This window comes from Enterobacter sichuanensis (assembly GCF_002939185.1).
Lineage (GTDB): Bacteria > Pseudomonadota > Gammaproteobacteria > Enterobacterales > Enterobacteriaceae > Enterobacter > Enterobacter sichuanensis.
In genome coordinates, this window is record NZ_POVL01000043.1 from 24,378 (window position 1) to 44,815 (window position 20,438).

Below are 20,438 nucleotides of genomic sequence, written 5' to 3' on the forward strand. Positions count from 1 at the left end.
GATAATAATCCGGCTTTTTTGTTATTTCACCTGCTGACCCGGCTTCGCGCCTTCGTCAGGGCTTAACAGGAAGATATCTTTCCCGCCAGGGCCTGCGGCCATCACCATCCCCTCAGAGATGCCGAAGCGCATTTTACGTGGTGCCAGGTTGGCGACCATCACGGTCTGACGGCCGATCAGCACCTGCGGATCCGGGTAAGCTGAACGGATGCCGGAGAAGACGTTGCGCTTCTCGCCGCCCAGATCCAGCGTCAGGCGCAGCAGTTTGTCTGAGCCTTCCACAAATTCCGCGTTTTCAATCAGCGCCACGCGCAGGTCGACTTTAGCGAAATCGTCGAAGGTAATGGTTTCCTGAATCGGATCGTCTGCCAGCGGGCCGGTCACCGGTGCCGCAGCCGCCTTCACCTCTTCCTTAGAGGCTTCCACCAGCGCTTCAACCTGTTTCATCTCAATGCGGTTGTACAGCGCTTTGAAGGTGTTCACCTTGTGGCCGAGCAGCGGCTGCTGGATAGCATCCCAGCTCAGTTCGGTGTTCAGGAACGCTTCTGCACGGGCTGCCAGCTGCGGCAGTACCGGCTTCAGCCAGGTCATCAGCACGCGGAACATATTCAGGCCCATGGTGCAGATGGCCTGCAGATCGGCATCACGGCCTTCCTGTTTCGCGACCACCCACGGAGCCTGCTCGTCCACATAGCGGTTGGCAACATCGGCCAGCGCCATGATTTCACGAATCGCTTTACCGAATTCACGGCTTTCCCAGGCTTCGCCAATCGCAGCGGCGGCATCGGTGAAGGTTTTATACAGCTCAGGATCGGCCAGTTCGGCAGAAAGCACGCCGTCAAAACGTTTGGCGATAAATCCTGCGTTACGGGACGCCAGGTTCACCACCTTGTTAACGATGTCCGCGTTCACGCGCTGCACGAAATCTTCCAGGTTAAGGTCGATATCGTCGATGCGCGAAGAGAGCTTCGCGGTGTAGTAATAGCGCAGGCTGTCCGCGTCGAAGTGGTTCAGCCAGGTGCTGGCTTTAATGAATGTCCCGCGGGACTTGGACATCTTCGCGCCGTTGACGGTTACGTAGCCATGCACGAACAGGTTGGTTGGCTTGCGGAAGTTGCTGCCTTCCAGCATGGCCGGCCAGAACAGGCTGTGGAAGTAAACGATGTCTTTGCCGATGAAGTGGTACAACTCGGCCGTGGAATCTTTCTTCCAGTATTCGTCGAAGCTGACGGTGTCGCCACGCTTGTCGCACAGGTTCTTGAAGGAACCCATGTAGCCGATTGGCGCATCCAGCCAGACGTAGAAATACTTGCCCGGTGCGTTCGGGATTTCAAAGCCGAAGTATGGCGCATCACGGGAGATATCCCACTGCTGCAGACCGGATTCGAACCACTCCTGCATCTTGTTCGCCACCTGCTCCTGCAGCGCGCCGCTGCGGGTCCACGCCTGCAGCATTTCGCTGAAGGACGGCAGATCGAAGAAGAAGTGCTCGGAGTCACGCATTACAGGCGTGGCGCCTGAAACCACCGATTTTGGCTCGATAAGCTCGGTCGGGCTGTAGGTCGCGCCGCACACTTCGCAGTTATCGCCGTACTGGTCCGGGGATTTACATTTCGGGCAGGTGCCTTTGACGAAACGGTCCGGCAGGAACATGCCTTTTTCCGGATCGTACAGCTGAGAGATGGTGCGGTTTTTAATAAAACCGTTCTCTTTCAGACGGGTGTAGATAAGCTCCGACAGCTCGCGGTTCTCGTCGCTGTGCGTGGAGTGATAGTTGTCATAGCTGATGTCAAAGCCAGCAAAATCAGTTTGATGCTCCTGACTCATTTCGGCAATCATCTGCTCCGGGGAAATCCCCAGCTGCTGCGCTTTCAGCATGATCGGCGTGCCGTGGGCATCGTCCGCACAGATGAAGTTAACCTCGTGGCCGCGCATTCGCTGGTAACGGACCCAGACATCAGCCTGGATATGCTCCAGCATGTGGCCGAGGTGGATTGAGCCGTTGGCGTACGGCAGTGCGCACGTTACCAGAATTTTCTTCGCGACTTGAGTCATAGTAGGCATTACTTCTTTCAACTGTGAAAAGGGTTTTTGATGTTACCCGAAAGGTAATAACTACGCCAAGTGATAAGGGCATTAATCCATAAATGAATAATTGTTACCTCTGGGGTAAACTTGGTAATTACACGTCTTTTTTCAGAACAACTACAAAGGAGTCGGGATGAGTTCTCAATCCCAGGCCAAATCACCGGAAGCCTTACGAGCAATGGTCGCCGGGACGCTGGCTAACTTTCAGCATCCAACCCTGAAGCACAATCTGACTACGCTGAAAGCGTTACATCACGTTGCCTGGCTGGACGACACGCTGCACATTGAACTGCAGATGCCCTTCGTCTGGACCAGCGCCTTTGACGCGCTGAAAGAGCAAACCAGCGCTGAACTGCTGCGCATTACCGGCGCGAAAGCCATCGACTGGAAGTTGAGCCACAGCATCGCCACCCTCAAGCGGGTGAAAAACCAGCCGGGCGTTAACGGTGTGAAAAACATCATTGCGGTCAGCTCGGGTAAGGGCGGGGTGGGTAAATCCTCCACGGCTGTCAACCTGGCACTGGCGCTGGCAGCGGAAGGAGCGAAGGTCGGTATTCTGGATGCCGATATCTACGGCCCGTCCATTCCTAATATGCTGGGCGCAGAGAATCAGCGTCCAACCTCGCCTGACGGCACCCACATGGCGCCAATTATGGCGCACGGTCTGGCCACGAATTCCATCGGTTATCTGGTCACCGACGACAACGCCATGGTCTGGCGTGGCCCAATGGCCAGCAAAGCGTTGATGCAGATGCTGCAGGAGACGATGTGGCCGGATCTGGATTATCTGGTGCTGGATATGCCGCCGGGGACCGGTGATATTCAGCTGACGCTGGCGCAAAACATCCCGGTTACGGGCGCGGTTGTCGTGACGACTCCGCAGGATATCGCGCTGATCGACGCCAAAAAAGGCATCGTGATGTTTGAAAAAGTGGAGGTGCCGGTGCTCGGTATTGTCGAGAACATGAGCATGCACATCTGCAGCAACTGCGGTCACCACGAGCCTATCTTCGGGACCGGTGGGGCAGAAAAACTGGCCGCGAAGTATCACACCCAACTGCTGGGGCAGATGCCGCTGCACATTACCCTGCGTGAAGATCTGGACAGCGGGAAACCGACGGTCGTCAGCCGTCCGGACAGTGAATTTGCAGAGATGTATCGTCAGCTGGCGGGGCGCGTGGCCGCGCAGCTCTACTGGCAGGGGGAAGTCATCCCTGGCGACATCGCGTTCCGCGCGGTGTAAATCCTCAGCGCGAATGGCCGGGTGGCGCTTCGCTTACCCGGCCTACAAATGGCACCATTACGTAGGTCGGGTAAGGCGAAGCCGCCACCCGACGTTAACGCAAACGGTAATGCATCAGGTAGTACTCTCCCTCCGGAGAATCCCCCGTTGCCTCAATGTGCCAGCCGTGCCGCTGGTAGAACGCGATAGCCCGCGTATTCTTCACCAGACATTTCAGTGACCCCGTACTGGTGAACGTCTTCTGCACATGTTCCAGGAGCACGTGCCCGACCCCAAGACCTTGATACTGCGGGTCAACAAACAGGTTGTGCAGAAAATTATCGTTCGTCCACACTGACGCAAAACCCAGACGATGGCCGTTCTGAGTGGCAACCCAGATCGCTTCGTCACGCGTTGCTGCGTCAAAATCTTCGAGCTGCCAGTCAGTACTGTCCAGCCATGGCCAGGCTTCACGCCGGGCGTGGAGGAAGAGGGTACGCAGGAAAGGGCGGTCGCTTTCCTGCCAGCGACGAATCAGGATCGTATCAGCGATGATAGAAGATATCTCCGTTGTAGGCTTTGTAGATTTTACCGTCTGCATCGCCAATCAGGACGTAGTTTTCACCCATATAGGTCCAGTGGGTACCCGCATCCGGTGCCGGAAGGTTACGCAGTTGATACTGTTTGATGGTGTATTCCGGGGTTTGATACTGCGCGGGCGCCGTGTCGCCAATTTTAAACTTCGTGAAATCAGCAATGAACTCCTGTTCTTCATAAGCTTTGATGCCGCCAGACGCCGACGCGGTTTGCGGGGCTGCTGACGCTGCACTTGCAAGAGACATTACTACACCCAGAAGCAGCCATGTACGCTTAGCCATTTTTTCTCCAGTTATACCGTTACTGATACTCTCAGCCTGCTGAGAGCCTATTTTAAGTATCCCCGCAGGGGCTGTTAGAAAAAAAATGTAACAAAAGTGGACGATTTTGTGTAGCGCCAAAGGTTAATAACATTACTTTTGTGAATGTTATTTGGTGGAATTAATTCAGTGAAATAATATTTATTTTAACGAAATCTGAAAAGGGGAGTTTGCCATAAGAATGTGAGTCACAAGGCATGCTTTTTATTTGAAGGCGTTTTAAACTCATGAAAGGCAACCGGTTTAATTATCAGTCTTACGTTATCCTGGTGTTTCTTTCCTCTATTTTATGATGTTTATTTCTATATTTAATTATTTGAAAACAGTGCGTTATGATATTGGGTGATTCTTTAAAGGGATTGCCTGTTACGCGTTTGGCGCGATCATCAGTGATATTTTAATTTTAATGAAAAACACAATAGCATTCTCTGTAATATTTTTGGCAATAAGTCAGTTGACCGGCTGCATATTTTCTCCCGGGCAAACATTACGTTCATCCGGGAAAAATATTATTGCGTCGGATGAAGAGGGCAATTATTTAGATAAGCGCGTGGATCTTTATCCTCTTACCCCTTCACTGATTGAGAAATTGCGGCCTGCTGTCGCGAAATCTCAGCCAAATCCTAAGCTGGATGAGCAGGTCAGGGAGTGGGAGTACCGCATCGGCGCCGGGGATATTTTAACCGTGACCGTCTGGGATCACCCGGAACTGACAACACCTGCCGGGCAGTATCGCAGTGCCAGTGACACCGGTAACTGGGTGAATGCGGACGGCACGCTCTTTTATCCCTATGTCGGGAAACTGCCGGTGGCAGGAAAAACGGTCTCTGAAGTGAGGGAGGAGATCGCCGCCCGCCTGAATAGCGTGATCGAAAGCCCGCAGGTGGACGTCAGCGTGGCCGCCTTTCGTTCACAAAAAGCCTACGTCACCGGAGAAGTGGTCAAATCTGGTCAGCAGCCCATCACCAATATCCCCCTGACGGTGATGGATGCCGTCAACGCAGCGGGGGGACTCTCCGCCGACGCTGACTGGCGCAATGTGGTGCTCACTCACGAGGGAAAGGATTCTCCTCTCTCCTTGTATGCGCTGATGCAGCACGGCGACCTGACGCAAAATAAGCTTCTCTACTCGGGCGATATCCTGTTTGTTCCGCGTAACGACGCCCTGAAAGTGTTTGTGATGGGCGAAGTTGTCAAGCAGAGCACGCTCAAGATGGACAGAAGCGGCATGACCCTGGCGGAAGCGCTGAGCAATGCGGGGGGATTGAATCAGGACATGGCCGATGCGACGGGCATTTTTGTCATTCGTTCCATGGCTAAAGGCAATGACGCGGGAAAAATAGCCCGTATTTACTAGCTTAATGCGCAGGATGCCTCTGCGATGGTGCTGGGGACCGAATTCCAGCTTGAACCCTACGATATTGTCTATGTCACCACGGCGCCGCTGTCACGCTGGAACCGCGTGATCGCTCAGCTTGTGCCGACCATCTCAGGTGTGCATGACCTGACCGAAACGGTCCGCTACCTCAGGTCGTGGCCGCAATAATGTTTGATTCCATCTTAGTGGTCTGCACGGGCAATATTTGCCGTTCACCGATTGGCGAGCGGCTGTTACGCCGGCAGCTCCCGGGAAAACGGATCACCTCGGCAGGCATATTCGGCCTGGAGGGAAGCCCGGCGGATCTCCGCGCTCAGGACGTGGCCTGGCGTCATGGGATCTCACTGGAGGGTCATCGCGCACGTAAGCTGACCCAACAGCTGATGCGGGAGTCGGATCTTATTCTGGTGATGGAACCCGCCCATCTGCGTTTTATCTCTGCTATGGCCCCGGAACTGCGCGGCAAATCGCTGCTCTTTGGGCAATGGCTGGAGCCGCAGGAGATCCCCGATCCCTATCGCAAGAGTCGTGAAGCATTTGACTATGTTTTCGGGCTGTTAGGCAAAGCCAGTCAGGAATGGGCTCATCGATTGAGTCAAAAAGGAATGAAGCATTAATGTCGTCTTATACAACAGACAGTTACGGTGCAGCGGCACCCGAAAATCAGGAAATTGATCTCCTTCGTCTCCTCAGCGAGATGCTCGATCATCGTGTACTTATTCTCTCAGTGACCTTCATGTTCACCGTCCTGGCGGGGCTATACGCCTTTCTGGCGACGCCTGTTTATCGCGCAGATGCCTTAATCCAGGTGGAAGGAAAACAGGATAACAGCCTGCTCAAAAATTTAAGACAGTTCAGTAATGAGCTCTCTCCCGATGTTGAACCCGAAATTCTGCTGCTTAAATCGCGCATGATCCTCGGGGCCACCGTTGATGAATTAGGCTTAACGCAGAACGTGGCACAGCGGGGGCGTCTGTGGGCGCGGTTGCAGGGCCATAAACCCGCCACGCTAACCCTGGGCTGGCTGCAGCTTTCACCTGTCGAAGGAAAGCCACGCACACTTCTCCTCACGGTGCTGGAAAAGGGCGCATATCGGCTGGAGGGCGACAACTTTTCTGCTGAGGGCAGAGAGGGAAAAGCGCTGGAAAAAGCGGGAGTATCCCTGCTGGTGGTGAACCTTGATGCCCCGCCGGGCACGCAATTCACGCTACAGAGCAGCACTCGTCTGGAGGCCATTAATGCCCTGAGCACCCAGCTTTCCGTGGTTGAATCGGCAAAACAGAGCGGGGTGCTGACGCTAACGCTCACCGGCAGCGATCCGGAGCGGATTGCCCATGTGCTTGACCGGATTGCCAACAACTATCTGCAGCAAAATATTAACCGCCAGGAAGCGCAGGATTCCCGCAGTCTTGCGTTTTTGCAGCAGCAGTTACCTAAAATCCGAAGCGAACTGGATCAGGCCGAAGAGCGGCTGAATCAATATCGCAAACAGCGTGATTCGGTCGATCTCTCTCTCGAAGCGAAATCGGTGCTCGAACAGATTGTGAATATCGAAAACCAGCTCAACGAGCTGACGTTTCGTGAGGCAGAGATCTCTCAGCTGTTTAAGAAAGAGCACCCGAACTACCGTGCATTGCGTGAAAAACGTCACATTCTGGAGCAGGAGAAGATCCACCTGAATCAGCGTGTTGCCGCCATGCCTTCGACTCAGCAGGACATTTTGCGCCTCAGCCGGGATGTGGAGTCAGGCCGCACCATCTACCTGCAGCTGCTTACCCGTCAGCAGGAGCTGAATATTTCACGCTCCAGCGCCATCGGGAACGTGCGAATTATCGACAGCGCGGTGACGCAACCCGATCCCATTAAACCGAACAAGACGCTAATTATGGTGTCGGGCACGCTGTTGGGCCTGATGTGCTCTGTGGGCCTTGTTTTGCTTCGTATTGCATTCCGACGGGGTATCAATACTTCAGAACAACTGGAAGGGTTCGGCGTCCCGGTGATGGCGACCTTACCGCGTTCGATGTGGTTGTGGAAAAAAACGAATCTGCGCCGCAAACGCGTATTGGGTTCGCGCTGGAGGCACAAGATTAACGATGTGCCTTTTCTGCCGGTTGACCGGCCCGCCGATATTTTTGTCGAGGCCGTGCGGGGGCTGCGTACCAGCCTGCATTTCACGTTGCAGGATGCCGCTAACCGCATCGTCCTGATTTCAGGACCCACCCAGGACTGCGGAAAAACGTTGGTCAGCACCTCGCTGGCCGCGATTGAGGCGCAGGCCGGGCTCAGGGTGTTATTTATCGATGCGGATATGCGCGAGGGATACGTCCACAACGTATTTGATTTGAAAAACCACACCGGACTTTCCTGCGTGCTTGAAGAACAGTGCGCCTGTCAGGAGGCGATTCAGCACTATGAGCAAGGCAATATAGATGTGCTGACCTGCGGGCCGGTTCCATCACACCCCTCCGAACTGCTGATGAGCGAACGCTTCAGGGCGGTAATGACCTGGGCGAATGAACAGTATGACCTGGTGATCCTCGACACACCGCCAGTGCTGGCCGTGACCGACGCCGCAGTGGCCGTTCGGGTGGCGGGCACCTCGCTGCTGGTTGCCCGCTTTGGCAAGACCCGCCTGAAAGAGATGGAGAACAGCATCAAGCGTCTGCAACAAACGGGCGCGCGCATCGGCGGTACCGTGCTGAACGACGTGATTAAATCGGCCGCGCAGTATTACCGTGCGGGCTATGATCATTATGAGTATGGCCAAAGCCCGGCCCGGCGACAGCGCAAGGATTAATGCTTCACCAGCGTGGCAAAATAATAGACCAGCGGGATGGCGAGGATCCAAAGGCCAACAGGGATGTCTCGCCATTTTCCTGCAATCGCTTTAATGACAATGTAAAACAGCAGTCCTCCTGCAATGCCTGTCCCGAAGCTGTTGGCGATGAGCGTAATCATTACCATCATCAGTACCGGCAGCCCGTCGGTGAAATTCGCCAGATCCACCTTACGCAGTCCGCTGAACATGTTCAGACCGATCAGGATCAGGGCAGGCGCTGTGGCTTCTTTCGGGATCATCAGCGCTACCGGGGTAAACAGCAGCATCAACAGAAACATGAACGCGGCGGCCAGCGCCGTGATGCCGGTTTTCCCACCTGCTTCCGCGGCCGCAGAGGATTCAATCAGCGCCGTGGCGGCAGGAATGCCGACCCACGGACCTAACGCCGCGGCAATAGAGTCCACCATAAACGGGCGATTGATATTGACCATATTACCCTCGTCATCCAGCAGCCCGGCTTCACCTCCCACCGCCAGCGTGGTACCCATGGTGGAGAAAAACTCCGAGGCGAAGAAGACGAACAGGAAAGGCAGGAAGGCAATATTCAGGGCACCCAGCATGTCGATATGGCCCAGCACCGGCGTGAGCGAATGGGGCATATCGATGAAGCTTGCCGGCAACCGCGTGACCCCCATCGGGATGCCCACGAGGGTGGCGAACAAAATGGCCCACAAGATAGCACCCGGAATACGGCGCGCCTGCAGGGCAATGGCCAGGAACAGGCCGGCGAGCGCCACCAGCGCACCGGGTGAGAGAAAATCCCCCAGCATCAGCGCATTTGTTTTGGCGTTGGCCAGCACCAGCCCGGCATTACGAAAACCGAGTACGGCGACAAACAAGCCGATAGAGGCCGTCAGCCCGAGTTTGATGGACTGCGGTACGGAGCGGGTGACCACTTCCCGCAGGCCAAAGCGGGTCAGCAGAAAGAACAAAATCCCCGACCAGCAGGCAATGCCCAGACCGATTTCCCAGCCGATGCCTTCACTTCCCGCCAGCGTCACGCCAACCAGCACCGAGCCACCAATGCCCGGCCCGACAATAAACGGCAGGTTAGCGTAAAAGGCCATCAGCAGCGTTCCGGCCACAAACACTAAAATGGTGCCGGTCGTCGCCGCGCCTTTGTCCATCCCGCCCACGGCCAGCAGGCCCGGGATGACCACCAGCAAATAGGCGGCGGCGAGAAAACCGGTGAGACCCGCCAGACACTCGGTACGCACGGTACTGCCACGCGTATGCAGTGCAAAACGACGTTCAAGCCAGCTCCCTGGTGCTGGCGAATTAACGGTGTTGTCGGCCATTATCCGGCTCTCCTTCGATATTATTGTGTGGTGTCCGGGGTTTCCCGGTAAGAAATCAGCGGATTAACAATCTGGCGCGTGCTGCCATCGGTCAGTCCAAGATCGGTCAGATGCGGCCCGGCGTTACATGCAAGGCAGGTTCCTTCAATGGCTTTAAAGACCCGGTACGGCGGCTCCCAGTCGGCAATCTGGCTGCTGCGTTCACGCAGCGTGCGAAACTGACGGGCTAGCTCACCCGGGGGAAGTTCCGACAGCATGCCCGCGATCGGCATCGCAACATGCGCGATGACGCTACCGTTTTGGACCAGCGCCATCCCACCGCCGCTCCCGATTAGCGTGTTGGCAGCCAGCGCCATATCGTCGGGATCGCGCCCCAGCACCACCAGATTGTGTGAATCGTGGGAGTAAGTGGTGGCGATGGCTCCCCGCAGCTCTCCCCAGCCTTCCAGCAGGGCGATTTGCGGCGTTGCCGCATGGCGCGCGTGGCGGTGCTGAACCCAGATCAGGCTAAAGCCAGCCAGTATTTCAACGCGCCCGTTACGCACCCGGGCGTCAGTTTCGCCCCAGCGGGTAAAACGTGCGCCGCTGATGTGGCGCAGGCGCGCGACGCCGTGGTTTGCGTTGTCGATACGCAAGTAAAAGTCACTGGCGGCCAGGGGGGACAGGCGCACGGTATCACGCGGTAGCGCCAGCGGCGTATCAACGATCGGCTCAATCATCGCGCCGTCAAGGGCAATGCATTTCCCGGCGACGTACACCCGGCGAGCCGTCAGTTTTTCCAGAGAGTCAAACACCACCAGGTCTGCGCGTCTTCCGGCGGCAATCAGTCCGAGATCGTTGCGCTGAAGACGCAGGGAGGCGTTCAGCGTGGCAAACCGCAGCGCGTCCGTCGCCGGAAGACCGTGTTCAATCAGCATGTTGAGCAGGGCGATAATACCGCCTTTTTCCAGCAGCACGTCAGGGGGAACGTCATCGGTGCAGACCGTGATTTGCGACGAGAGGTGCGGCAGCGTTTTCAGGGCGCTGACAATCTCGGGCAGCAGGTAGGGATGCGAGCCGCGGATCTCCAGCGTCAGCCCGGCGCGCAATTTTTCCAGCGCATCGTCGGCGGAGGTGAGCTCATGGTCAGAGGTGACGCCCGCCGCCAGATACGCCTGTAAATCGGCGCCGCTGAGACCGCGCGCATGGCCTTCAATCAGCTTTCCGCTTTCCAGGCCGGCCTGCAGGATCTCCAGCATACGCTGGCTGCCGTTCAGCACCCCGTGCATGTCCATCACCTCCGCCACGCCGCGCACTTCTGGCCAGCCGAGCAGGGTATTCATCTCTTCGCCCGCAAAATCTGCGCCGGACATCTCCAGCCCCGGCGTGGAAGGTACGCTCGAGGGCGCTGCGACCATCACCTGCAGCGGCAGGCTGCGGCTGGCCGCAATCGCAAAGCGGACGCCTTCAATGCCGAGCACGTTCGCCAGCTCGTGCGGATCCCAGAAGACAGCCGTGGTGCCCTGTGCCAGCACGATCTCCGCGTAGCGTGCGGGCAGCAGATGCGAGCTTTCAAGGTGCACGTGCGTATCCATGAGGCCCGGAGAGAGGAACTGGTTATTCAGGTCGTGCGTTTCAAGCGCATCACTGCGGCTGCCGCGCGGGTGGACGCTGGCGATAAGCGAGCCGACAATCCCCACATCCGCCTCGCGGATCTCACCGGTTGCCATATCGACAATTCGGGTGTGGGTAAGCAGCAGGTCAAAGGGCGTTTCGCCTCGTGCGGCCTGAACGGCGCGGCGTCGGGTTTCGGCAGTCATGCAATTAACAGTTCCAGCATTGAAATATTGACGTTACTCTATGCACCCGGCAAACGTTTGCCCAGCTGATAAAATTTATCGCCCGATAACCCCGGGTTATTCTGTGACGGGTGTAATGGAGAATGATGACGGAACCCTGGCAGCGCTTGCCTGCGCTCTCCCTTCGGCAACTACAGTATTTTGTCACGCTGGCGCAGCTGCGTCATTTTACGGATACCGCGAGTAAACTGGCCATTAGTCAGCCTGCGCTCAGCAGCGCCCTGCGACAAATCGAAACGGTACTCGGCGGCAAACTGGTCAATCGTACCGCGTCGGCGGTTACGCTGACCGAGTTGGGTCACGCCATTTTGCCCCACGCCCAGCGGGTACTCAGCGTAGCGCAAGTGGCGTTTGATGATATGCAGCAGATTGTGCAGGCCGGCGGCGACGGCACGGTGCGTATCGGTCTGGTGCCTTCCGTCAGCTCGCTGCTGTTTCCGCTGCTGCCGCAGATGCTTGCGCAGGCCTTTCCACGCCTTCGGGTGGAGTTTCACGATCAAACCAATGACGCGCTGGTGGCGCAACTGCTGAAAGGGCAGATTGATTTCGGTATCGGGGCGCTGGACAGCTCGGTTCCCGACCAGCTTAACGTGTTCCCGCTGCAGGAAGATCCGTTTGTGGCGGTATTCCATTGCGACGATCCGCTGGGCGCGTCGGCACACGTGCCCTGGAAACAGCTGGTGGGTCGGGATATTGCCGTCTTCTCCAAAGGCAACATCCAGCGGCTGGTCAGTGCGCTTGCCGAAAGTCATCGTCTTTCGCTGCAGACGCGTTATCAGGTGGACTATATTGAGACGCTGTACGGCCTGGTGCGTTCGAAGCTGGCCGTGGCGATATTGCCGCAGCTTTATACCACCCATTTGCAGGATCCCCGGCTTATGGTGGTTCATCTTCAGCAGCCAGCACTGTTCCGCACGGTGGCGCTGATGCGTGCCCCGCAGGCGCTTCCTCCGCTCATTGAATCCTGCTTTACGCTGATGGTCGACACCCTACGAACGAAGTAACGCGACACTTCTTTACAGCGTGACGGCGTGCAGCCCGCTAAGATGACCTCTGTTAAATCAAGAGGTCACAATGGATAACCGTAAATTGAGCCGACTGCGCCGCTGGGCACGGGAAGGGATAATACTTGTTGTGCTGACGCTGGCCGTGGTGTGGGGCGTGGATCAGTATCGAAAACCGACCTTACCCGCCACGTTTAGCGCAACCCCAATGCAGAGCATCGACGGGAAAACGCACGATATCGCGGCGCTCAGCCACGAGCGCCCACTGCTGATTTACGTCTGGGCCACCTGGTGCAGCATCTGCCGTTACACGACGCCTGCGGTGAATCAGCTGGCAGAAGAGGGCGGGAACGTGGTGAGTATCGCCATGCGCTCCGGTGATAACGCTAAGCTTGCTCGCTGGGTTGACAAGAAACAGCTGAAAATGCCGGTGATAAATGATGAAAACGGTGCGCTGTCGCAGGAATGGCAGGTGAGCGTGACGCCGACGCTGGTCATTGTATCGAAGGGGAACGTCGTCAGTACCACGACGGGCTGGACGAGCTACTGGGGATTAAAAATCAGAATGTGGTGGGCAGGGATATAAAAATAAACCCCTCTTCCGCAGAAGAGGGGGGGAGTATTACTTCGCCAGAACTTCCTGCGCGGTGCGCTCAACCAGCGACAGCAGGATTTTGATATCCTCCAGCGTCACGGTTGGGTTCAGCAGCGTCAGCTTCAGGCAGGTCACGCCGTTATGCTCGGTCACGCCGACGTTTGCACGGCCAGACTCCAGCAGCGCATCACCAATTTTCTGGTTCAACAGGGCGATACCTGCGTCATCGGCCTGCACCTGGCCACGGAAGCGGAACAGCACGCTTGCCAGTTGAGGCTGCATTACCAGTTCCAGAGCAGGTTGCTCTTTCACGTAAGCCGCAACCTGCTGCGCCAGCGTCACGCCGTGATCGATAATCGCCGCGTACTGCTCCTGACCCAGCGCTTCCAGGCTCATCCACAGCTTCAGCGCGTCGAAACGACGGGTGGTCTGCAGCGATTTGGACACCAGGTTTGGCACGCCGGCTTCTTCATCGAACTCAGAGTTCAGGTAAGCCGCCTGGTAGCGCATCAGCTCATAGTGGCGCGCTTCTTTCAGCAGGAACGCACCGCAGCTGATGGTCTGGAAGAACTGCTTGTGGAAGTCCAGGGTCACGGAATCCACCAGCTCAATGCCGTCCAGGTAGTGACGATACTGCTCAGACATCAGCAGCGCGCCGCCCCAGGCCGCATCAACGTGTACCCAGATGTTCTGCTTCGCCGCCAGCTCGGCAATGGCACGCAGCGGGTCGATTGCACCGGCATCGGTGGTACCTGCTGTCGCGACAATCGCCAGAATCTGTTCGCCGTTCGCGTTGCACTGTTCAATTTTCGCCGCCAGATCGGTCAGATCCATACGGGAGAATTCATCCGTTTTCACCTGCACCACGGACTGGTAACCCAGACCCATCAGCGCCATGTTTTTCTGCACGGAGAAGTGCGCGTTTTCGGAGCACAGCACGCGGATTTTACGCAGATCGCCTGTTAAACCGTCCTGCTGAACGGAGTGACCCTGACGCGCGAAGAACGCATCACGGGCCAGCATCAGGCCCATCAGGTTGCTCTGGGTGCCGCCGCTGGTGAAGACACCGGCGTCGCCAGCCTGATAACCCACGCGGGTACGCAGCCATTCGATCAGTTTGATCTCGATGATGGTTGCGGACGGGCTTTGATCCCAGGAGTCCATGCTCTGGTTGGTGGCGTTGATCAGCACTTCCGCCGCCTGGCTAACAACCAGGCTTGGGCAGTGCAGGTGCGCCACGCACTGCGGGTGATGAACGGACAGGCTGTCTTTCAGGAAGAACTCCACGGCGCGTTCAATCGCCGCTTCGTTGCCCAGCCCTTTCGGGTTGAAATCCAGCTTAATGCGGTCGCGCAGTTCCGCGACCGTTTTGCCCTGATACATCTCAGGCTGCTTCAGCCACTGCATCACAGCCTGAGTGCTTTGTTCAATCGCCTGCTGGTAAGCTTCAATGCTCTGCGCAGAGGAGAACAAAATTGGGTTTGAATCAGACATCGTAATCAACAACTCCGGTTACGCCGGGCGAACGCCCGCAGCAAGCAGGGCCTGCTCGAATTTATCCAGGAAGACTTTCAGCTCTTCATCGCTGATCAGCAGAGATGGCAGCAGACGCAGAACGATACCGTTACGACCGCCACGCTCCAGAATCAGACCGGCTTCGAAGCACTTCTTCTGAATCAGTGCAGACAGCTCGCCGTCGCCCGGGAAGCAACCCATGTGGTCAGCGGCTTCGTGTGGCTTAACGATCTCGATACCGATCATCATGCCCAGACCGCGAACGTGACCGATAACCGGATAACGTTTCGCCATCTCTTTCAGCTGGCCTTTCAGCCATTCGCCCTGTGCAGCCACTTTGCCTGCGATGTTCTGGTCTTTCAGGATTTTCAGCGTCGTCAGACCGGTTGCCATCGCCAGCTGGTTGCCGCGGAAGGTACCGGTGTGGTGACCTGGGGCCCATGCATCGAACTGCTTTTTGATACCGAGCACGGCCAGCGGCAGACCGCCACCAACAGCTTTAGACATCACGATGATGTCTGGCTCAATGCCAGCGTGTTCGAAGGCGAAGAATTTACCGGTACGGGCAAAGCCCGCCTGAACTTCGTCGAGGATCAGCAGAATGCCGTGTTCCTGAGTCACTTTACGGATACGCTGCAGCCACTCAGCCGGCGCCGGGTTCACGCCGCCTTCGCCCTGAACCGCTTCCAGAATGACGGCAGCAGGTTTGCGCACGCCGCTCTCAACGTCGTTGATCAGGTTTTCGAAGTAGTAAGTCAGCGCTTTCACGCCCGCTTCACCACCGATACCCAGCGGGCAACGGTACTCGTGCGGGTAAGGCATAAACTGCACTTCTGGCATCATACCGTCTACCGCTTCTTTCGGAGACAGGTTGCCGGTCACGGACAGCGCGCCGTGGGTCATGCCGTGGTAACCACCCGAGAAGCTGATGATACCGCTACGGCCGGTCACTTTTTTCGCCAGCTTCAGCGCGGCTTCCACAGCGTCAGCACCGGATGGACCGGTGAACTGTAGGCAGTACTCTTTGCCCTGACCAGGCAGCAGAGAGAGCAGGTATTCGGAAAACGCGTCTTTCAGAGGCGTAGTCAGATCCAGAGTATGTAACGGCAAGCCGCTGGTAATGACATTTTGGATGCTTTTCAGCACATCAGGGTGGTTATGGCCAAGCGCAAGGGTGCCTGCGCCTGCTAAACAGTCAAGGTATTCTTTATTGTCTGCATCGGTTACCCACACGCCTTCTGCTTTAGTGATCGCTAAAGGCAGTTTGCGCGGATAACTCCTGACGTTAGATTCAAACTCGGCCTGACGGGCCAGATAGGTTTCGTTGCTTTTGTGGGCATCTACGGTGTCAATACGGACTTTATCCGTCATCATATCACTCCTACAACCGCCGCTTCGTTATGAGCCACGATTGAATAAAAAGTTAAAAAACAGATGGGGGGCCTGAAAAAAACGCCGCCAATATAGAGCCTTTTGCCACGGGGCTCAATGGTTAATTTGTTTACTGTTTTGTGACACGGCGCACAGGGGGAGGAATATCCCCGTTTTCAGGCGGAAAATTGCAGTTTATGGCAAATAAAAACAGGCGGTTACGTACTTAACGTTCTGGCAGCAAAATCATAAAAAAGAGTGTGACAAATCGTGCCATCCGCGAACTTAACACGCTTATTTCGGCAACAGGGGCAAAACGCGGTGGTCAGGATGGATGCGCAACGGAATTCCGCATCAAAAAAGGACTTTCAACATGCAGGGTTTCCCGGTGGGTTTCACCGTTAATAATATGCAGGGCGCTCAGGCGACCAATTTCATAATGCGGCAGCTGAACGGTTGAAAGCGGGGGGAGAAAGAGCTCTCCAATGCCCACCATATTGTCATAGCCGATAACCGCGATATCTTCAGGGATGCGAAGCCCTTGCGCCAGCAGGGTCTGGTACACCATCAATGCGATACGATCGTTACCGCAGATAACGGAGTCGAACAGGGGAATGCCATTCTGAATGCGCGCCAGCAGCACTGACGGTATGTCACGATAGTGCTCGTCCCCTGACGCCATGTAGCTGTGTTCCAGGGTGTCCGGGTCGAGCCCCGCTTCACGACACGCACGTTCCAGCCCCTGACGGCGCCGGGTTGTGGCCAGATGGTCCGCGGGTAAATGCAGGCACAAAGGCTGCCGGTAGCCCTCGGCGAGTAACGCCTGCACGGCGGCGTACTGCCCCTGTTCATCATCAGGGATATAGCTGGCGACCTGTTCATCGACACTTTCGCAGTTGGCCAGCACACAGGGAAGGGTAAGCAGTTTTGCAGGGAGAGGAACCTGACGTAACCCCATTGTGGTGTAAATAATCCCGTCCGGGCGGTGGGAGAGCAGCAGATCGACGATCGTATCCGGGTTGTCATCGGTAAACATATTCATGACGAAGCTGTTCCAGCCATGCATCCGGGCCGTCTCTTCAATGGACAGCGTAATCTCCACCGAGAAAGGCGTCGTCACCGTATCGAGCGCCAGCACGCCGATGGTTTTCGGCGAGGCATGCGCGCCGCGTATTTTCTTGGCGGAAAGATCGGGTACGTAGCTGGTCTGCTCGATAGCCTGCTGTACGCGCGCCAGCGTTTCCGGCTTAAGGCGCTCCGGGTTGTTAAGCGCGCGTGAGACGGTCATCAGCGATACGTTAGCCATCTTTGCGACGTCCTTCAGGGATGCCATTTTCTTACTCCGTTAATGCTCTGTGTGAAAGGGTATACAACTAAGTCGCTGATGTAAAAGGAAGGCTGATGCACAGGCCAGGCCCTGCTGACCTCAGTGATGAATATTTGATCGCGATCTCGTTCCTTTGATGTTAACGTTAACTTTCGTGATTAACATCTTAAATTCCAGCCAAACCGCATGAGAAAGGATAAATGTTAACGTTACCATTGTGCCATTACTCCAACATGAGAATGTCATGATGAAAACGCATCACTCTCACAGCTACCCTTTATTAAGCGCATTACTGTTTTTCTTTTTTGTCACGTGGTCATCCTCCGGCTCGCTGCTTTCCATCTGGCTCCACCAGGAGGTGGGGCTAAAGGCAGGCGATACGGGAGTCATCTATGCCGTGCTTTCTGTCTCCGCGCTATGCGCGCAAATCTGCTACGGCTTCATTCAGGACAAACTCGGCCTGCGCAAAAACCTGCTCTGGTTTCTGACCAGCCTGCTCATTCTTTCTGGTCCTGCCTTCCTGCTGTTTGGTTATCTGCTGCAGATTAACGTTTTACTCGGCAGTATTTTTGGCGGGATTTATATCGGCCTGACGTTTAACGGCGGGATAGGGGTACTGGAGTCCTATACCGAGCGAGTGGCCCGCCAGAGCCAGTTTGAGTTCGGCAAGGCGAGGATGTGGGGATCGCTTGGCTGGGCGGTGGCAACCTTTTTTGCGGGGCTCCTGTTTAACCTTAATCCGAAGCTCAACTTCGCTGTCGCGAGCTGCGCAGGGCTGGCGTTTTTTGTTTTGCTGGCGCGACTCAGGGTCTCTTCCGCCCCACACGCTATGCAGGAAGCGGTATCCGGCGGTAAGGTCACCCTGGAAGATGCATTGCGCCTGCTGACGCTGCCGCGGTTCTGGGCGCTGGTGTTTTTCGTTATCGGCACCTGTATTTATGGCGTTTACGACCAGCAGTTCCCGGTCTATTTCTCCTCCCAGTTCCCGACATTACAGGAAGGAAACGCCATGTACGGCTATCTCAACTCCTTCCAGGTTTTCCTTGAGGCGGCGGGCATGTTCTGCGCGCCATGGCTGGTGAATCGCCTTGGCGCGAAGAACGGTCTGATTTTCGCCGGAATGGTGATGGCAATGCGTATGGTGGCGTCGGGGCTGGTTGAGGGGCCGGTACTTATTTCCATTACCAAGCTATTGCACGCAGTTGAACTGCCCGTTTTGCTGGTCTCTATCTTTAAATACAACAGTTTACACTTTGATAAGCGGCTCTCTTCCACCCTCTATCTGGTGGGCTTTGCCTGTACAAGCTCGGTGATTGCCTCGGTCCTGTCGCCGCTGGCGGGCTACAGCTATGAGAAATACGGCTTTGCCCAGTCCTATCTCATTATGGGGCTGTTAGTTTTCAGCACCACGTTTATCTCCATCTTCCTGTTGCGCTCGGGTAAGTCCTCTTCTGACCCGCTCATGCCGCAACCTTCCACCATCTGATCGAAAGAGTAGAGAAATGACGTATTCCATTACAAAAGCAGAGCAGGAACTTCAGTCCAGACGCGAAGCGCTTAACCTGCGCTGGTACCCGCGTTACCACCTCGCAGCCCGCGCTGGCTGGATGAACGACCCAAATGGCCTGGTCTGGTTTGACGGCTGGTATCACGCTTTTTATCAGCATCATCCCTACTCGACCCAGTGGGGCCCGATGCACTGGGGCCATGCGCGCAGTAAAGATTTAGTTCACTGGGAACATCTTCCCGTTGCGCTGGCGCCGGAAGGGCCTGAAGACAAGGATGGCTGTTTTTCCGGTTCGGCGGTGGTGGATGGCGATACGCTGGCGCTGATTTACACCGGACATAAATTCCACGGCGATCCGGATGACGAGGCGAATCTCTACCAGGTGCAGTGCCTGGCGACCAGCCGTGACGGCATTCATTTTGCCCGGCAGGGTATGATCGTTGATACGCCGCCTGGCCTGCATCATTTCCGCGACCCAAAAGTGTGGCGTGAAGGAGAGAGCTGGTACATGGTTGTTGGCGCGCGCGACGGCGAGACGGGCCAAGTGCGCGTATATCGTTCTGCCGATCTGCGCGAGTGGCAGGATATGGGCGTGCTTGCGGTGGCTGAAAAAGAGATGGGCTATATGTGGGAATGCCCGGACTTTTTCACTCTCAGCGGTAAACGCGTGCTGATGTTTTCACCACAGGGACTGGCTGCCGAAGGATTCGAAAATCGCAATCTTTTCCAGAGCGGCTATCTGGTGGGCGAGTGGCAGCCCGGGCAGCATTTTGTGCGTGAAGGTGAGTTTGTGGAGATGGATCGCGGGCATGATTTCTATGCTCCACAGAGTTTCCTGACGCCTGATGGGCGCCGCATCGTTATCGGCTGGCTGGATATGTGGGAATCTCCCCTCCCGGAACAGGAGGATGGCTGGGCAGGCATGCTCTCGTTACCGCGCGAACTGACGCTGAGCGCGGATAATCGTCTGCAAATGCGGCCGGCCAGAGAGGTCGAAAGCCTCCGGGGAGCGTGGTTCCCCTGGCCGGTGAGTACGTTGACCAATCAGCAGATAGCGCTGGTGGAACGCTGCGACGCGCTGGAGGTTATTCTGCAGTGGGATTGCGCAAACAGCACGGCGGAACACTACGGCATTCGTCTTGGCACCGGGCTACGCGTCTATGTTGATGCGCAGATGCAGCGCCTGGTGCTGGAGCGATACTACCCGCAGTATGGCCTGTGTGGCTCACGTAGCGTCGCGCTCAATCTGAATAATGCGCTTAATCTGCGCCTGTTCTTTGACAGATCTTCCGTTGAAGTGTTTGTTAATGAGGGAGAAGCGTGCCTCAGCAGCCGCATTTATCCTGATGAAGATTGCCGTGATCTGGCGCTGTTTGCCTGGACGGGGGAGGCATCACTCATCCATGGCGGGGCCTGGCAACTGGAGTAAACACTGACCTGGTGGCGACGGGCATCAGGTCAGCTTAATTTAAAATACTGCCCCATCTTGATGGGGCGACGTAAATATAGAGTCTAAAATGATGATTATTTTTAATC

15 protein-coding genes and 1 pseudogene are annotated in these 20,438 nt (G+C 56.1%); 8 read left to right on the forward strand and 8 right to left on the reverse strand.

The features are described from left to right. Window positions 1-21: 21 nt before the first annotated feature. A complete protein-coding gene (gene metG, locus C5687_RS17745) occupies window positions 22-2,055 on the reverse strand; it encodes a methionine--tRNA ligase (protein ID WP_104557460.1) in 2,034 nt (677 codons plus the stop codon). Window positions 2,056-2,221: 166 nt separating this feature from the next. On the opposite strand from metG, the gene apbC reads away from it, so the two are divergent. After that, window positions 2,222-3,331 (forward strand): iron-sulfur cluster carrier protein ApbC, encoded by a 1,110-nt coding sequence (apbC, locus tag C5687_RS17750; RefSeq protein WP_025760017.1) that lies wholly within the window; start codon window positions 2,222-2,224, stop codon window positions 3,329-3,331. A gap of 94 nt (window positions 3,332-3,425) precedes the next feature. Here apbC and C5687_RS17755 read toward each other — a convergent pair whose 3' ends face one another. Together C5687_RS17755 and C5687_RS17760 are read right to left on the reverse strand one after the other, a co-directional pair. Beyond that, complete coding sequence (locus C5687_RS17755) at window positions 3,426-3,911, reverse strand: GNAT family N-acetyltransferase (RefSeq protein ID WP_047959087.1); 486 nt, start codon at window positions 3,909-3,911, stop codon at window positions 3,426-3,428. Beyond that, the gene (locus tag C5687_RS17760) at window positions 3,856-4,188 is read right to left on the reverse strand and encodes an RcnB family protein (RefSeq protein WP_025760019.1); all 333 of its coding nucleotides are present in this window, start codon (window positions 4,186-4,188) and stop codon (window positions 3,856-3,858) included. The genes C5687_RS17755 and C5687_RS17760 overlap by 56 nt, the downstream gene beginning before the upstream one ends. A 445-nt stretch (window positions 4,189-4,633) precedes the next feature. Between C5687_RS17760 and C5687_RS17765 the strand changes: the two are divergent. The 3 genes and pseudogenes from C5687_RS17765 (at window position 4,634) to C5687_RS17775 (ending at window position 8,405) form a co-directional block, all read left to right on the forward strand. After that, window positions 4,634-5,773 (forward strand): annotated as a pseudogene (locus tag C5687_RS17765) (polysaccharide export protein). Then, window positions 5,773-6,222, forward strand: coding sequence for an arsenate reductase/protein-tyrosine-phosphatase family protein (locus C5687_RS17770; protein WP_104557461.1), 450 nt, complete (start codon window positions 5,773-5,775; stop codon window positions 6,220-6,222). The pseudogene C5687_RS17765 and the gene C5687_RS17770 overlap by 1 nt, the downstream one beginning before the upstream one ends. After that, on the forward strand, window positions 6,222-8,405 hold the full coding sequence (locus tag C5687_RS17775) for a polysaccharide biosynthesis tyrosine autokinase (RefSeq protein WP_104557462.1): 2,184 nt from the start codon (window positions 6,222-6,224) through the stop codon (window positions 8,403-8,405). Before C5687_RS17770 ends, C5687_RS17775 begins: the two co-directional genes overlap by 1 nt. On the opposite strand, the gene C5687_RS17780 is transcribed toward C5687_RS17775, so the two are convergent. Together C5687_RS17780 and C5687_RS17785 are read right to left on the reverse strand one after the other, a co-directional pair. After that, a complete protein-coding gene (locus C5687_RS17780) occupies window positions 8,402-9,745 on the reverse strand; it encodes an NCS2 family permease (protein WP_025759997.1) in 1,344 nt (447 codons plus the stop codon). The genes C5687_RS17775 and C5687_RS17780 overlap by 4 nt on opposite strands. Window positions 9,746-9,765: 20 nt before the next feature. Continuing rightward, complete coding sequence (locus C5687_RS17785) at window positions 9,766-11,544, reverse strand: adenine deaminase (protein WP_104557463.1); 1,779 nt, start codon at window positions 11,542-11,544, stop codon at window positions 9,766-9,768. 122 nt (window positions 11,545-11,666) lie between these two features. On the opposite strand from C5687_RS17785, the gene C5687_RS17790 reads away from it, so the two are divergent. Together C5687_RS17790 and C5687_RS17795 are read left to right on the forward strand one after the other, a co-directional pair. Then, window positions 11,667-12,587: a LysR family transcriptional regulator gene (locus C5687_RS17790; RefSeq protein ID WP_162299950.1), complete on the forward strand. Its 921-nt coding sequence runs from the start codon at window positions 11,667-11,669 to the stop codon at window positions 12,585-12,587. Window positions 12,588-12,657: 70 nt separating this feature from the next. After that, window positions 12,658-13,173 (forward strand): protein disulfide oxidoreductase, encoded by a 516-nt coding sequence (locus C5687_RS17795; protein WP_059386717.1) that lies wholly within the window; start codon window positions 12,658-12,660, stop codon window positions 13,171-13,173. 36 nt (window positions 13,174-13,209) lie between these two features. Here C5687_RS17795 and C5687_RS17800 read toward each other — a convergent pair whose 3' ends face one another. From C5687_RS17800 to C5687_RS17810, 3 genes are all read right to left on the reverse strand, one after another. After that, window positions 13,210-14,676 carry a pyridoxal phosphate-dependent decarboxylase family protein gene (locus C5687_RS17800; protein ID WP_025759992.1) on the reverse strand — a complete coding sequence of 489 codons (1,467 nt, stop codon included), beginning with the start codon at window positions 14,674-14,676 and terminating at the stop codon, window positions 13,210-13,212. A gap of 18 nt (window positions 14,677-14,694) precedes the next feature. Then, window positions 14,695-16,071: a diaminobutyrate--2-oxoglutarate transaminase gene (locus tag C5687_RS17805; RefSeq protein ID WP_025759990.1), complete on the reverse strand. Its 1,377-nt coding sequence runs from the start codon at window positions 16,069-16,071 to the stop codon at window positions 14,695-14,697. Window positions 16,072-16,393: 322 nt separating this feature from the next. Next, window positions 16,394-17,401, reverse strand: coding sequence for a LacI family DNA-binding transcriptional regulator (locus C5687_RS17810; protein ID WP_104557465.1), 1,008 nt, complete (start codon window positions 17,399-17,401; stop codon window positions 16,394-16,396). Between the two features lie 238 nt (window positions 17,402-17,639). Here C5687_RS17810 and C5687_RS17815 point away from each other — a divergent pair, with 238 nt between their 5' ends. Next, window positions 17,640-18,881, forward strand: coding sequence for an MFS transporter (locus C5687_RS17815; protein ID WP_104557466.1), 1,242 nt, complete (start codon window positions 17,640-17,642; stop codon window positions 18,879-18,881). 16 nt (window positions 18,882-18,897) lie between these two features. Further along, window positions 18,898-20,331 (forward strand): glycoside hydrolase family 32 protein, encoded by a 1,434-nt coding sequence (locus tag C5687_RS17820; protein WP_104557467.1) that lies wholly within the window; start codon window positions 18,898-18,900, stop codon window positions 20,329-20,331. Window positions 20,332-20,438: the final 107 nt, after the last annotated feature.

Bases quoted from the DNA above. Each gene is read 5' to 3' on its own strand.
- C5687_RS17760 (WP_025760019.1), bottom strand. From the start codon at position 4,188: ATGGCTAAGCGTACATGGCTGCTTCTGGGTGTAGTAATGTCTCTTGCA.
- C5687_RS17805 (WP_025759990.1), bottom strand. From the start codon at position 16,071: ATGATGACGGATAAAGTCCGTATTGACACCGTAGATGCCCACAAAAGC.
- C5687_RS17810 (WP_104557465.1), bottom strand. From the start codon at position 17,401: ATGGCATCCCTGAAGGACGTCGCAAAGATGGCTAACGTATCGCTGATG.
- C5687_RS17785 (WP_104557463.1), bottom strand. From the start codon at position 11,544: ATGACTGCCGAAACCCGACGCCGCGCCGTTCAGGCCGCACGAGGCGAA.
- C5687_RS17770 (WP_104557461.1), top strand. From the start codon at position 5,773: ATGTTTGATTCCATCTTAGTGGTCTGCACGGGCAATATTTGCCGTTCA.
- metG (WP_104557460.1), bottom strand. From the start codon at position 2,055: ATGACTCAAGTCGCGAAGAAAATTCTGGTAACGTGCGCACTGCCGTAC.
- C5687_RS17820 (WP_104557467.1), top strand. From the start codon at position 18,898: ATGACGTATTCCATTACAAAAGCAGAGCAGGAACTTCAGTCCAGACGC.
- C5687_RS17790 (WP_162299950.1), top strand. From the start codon at position 11,667: ATGATGACGGAACCCTGGCAGCGCTTGCCTGCGCTCTCCCTTCGGCAA.
- C5687_RS17800 (WP_025759992.1), bottom strand. From the start codon at position 14,676: ATGTCTGATTCAAACCCAATTTTGTTCTCCTCTGCGCAGAGCATTGAA.
- C5687_RS17795 (WP_059386717.1), top strand. From the start codon at position 12,658: ATGGATAACCGTAAATTGAGCCGACTGCGCCGCTGGGCACGGGAAGGG.
- C5687_RS17755 (WP_047959087.1), bottom strand. From the start codon at position 3,911: ATGCAGACGGTAAAATCTACAAAGCCTACAACGGAGATATCTTCTATC.
- C5687_RS17815 (WP_104557466.1), top strand. From the start codon at position 17,640: ATGATGAAAACGCATCACTCTCACAGCTACCCTTTATTAAGCGCATTA.
- C5687_RS17775 (WP_104557462.1), top strand. From the start codon at position 6,222: ATGTCGTCTTATACAACAGACAGTTACGGTGCAGCGGCACCCGAAAAT.
- C5687_RS17780 (WP_025759997.1), bottom strand. From the start codon at position 9,745: ATGGCCGACAACACCGTTAATTCGCCAGCACCAGGGAGCTGGCTTGAA.
- apbC (WP_025760017.1), top strand. From the start codon at position 2,222: ATGAGTTCTCAATCCCAGGCCAAATCACCGGAAGCCTTACGAGCAATG.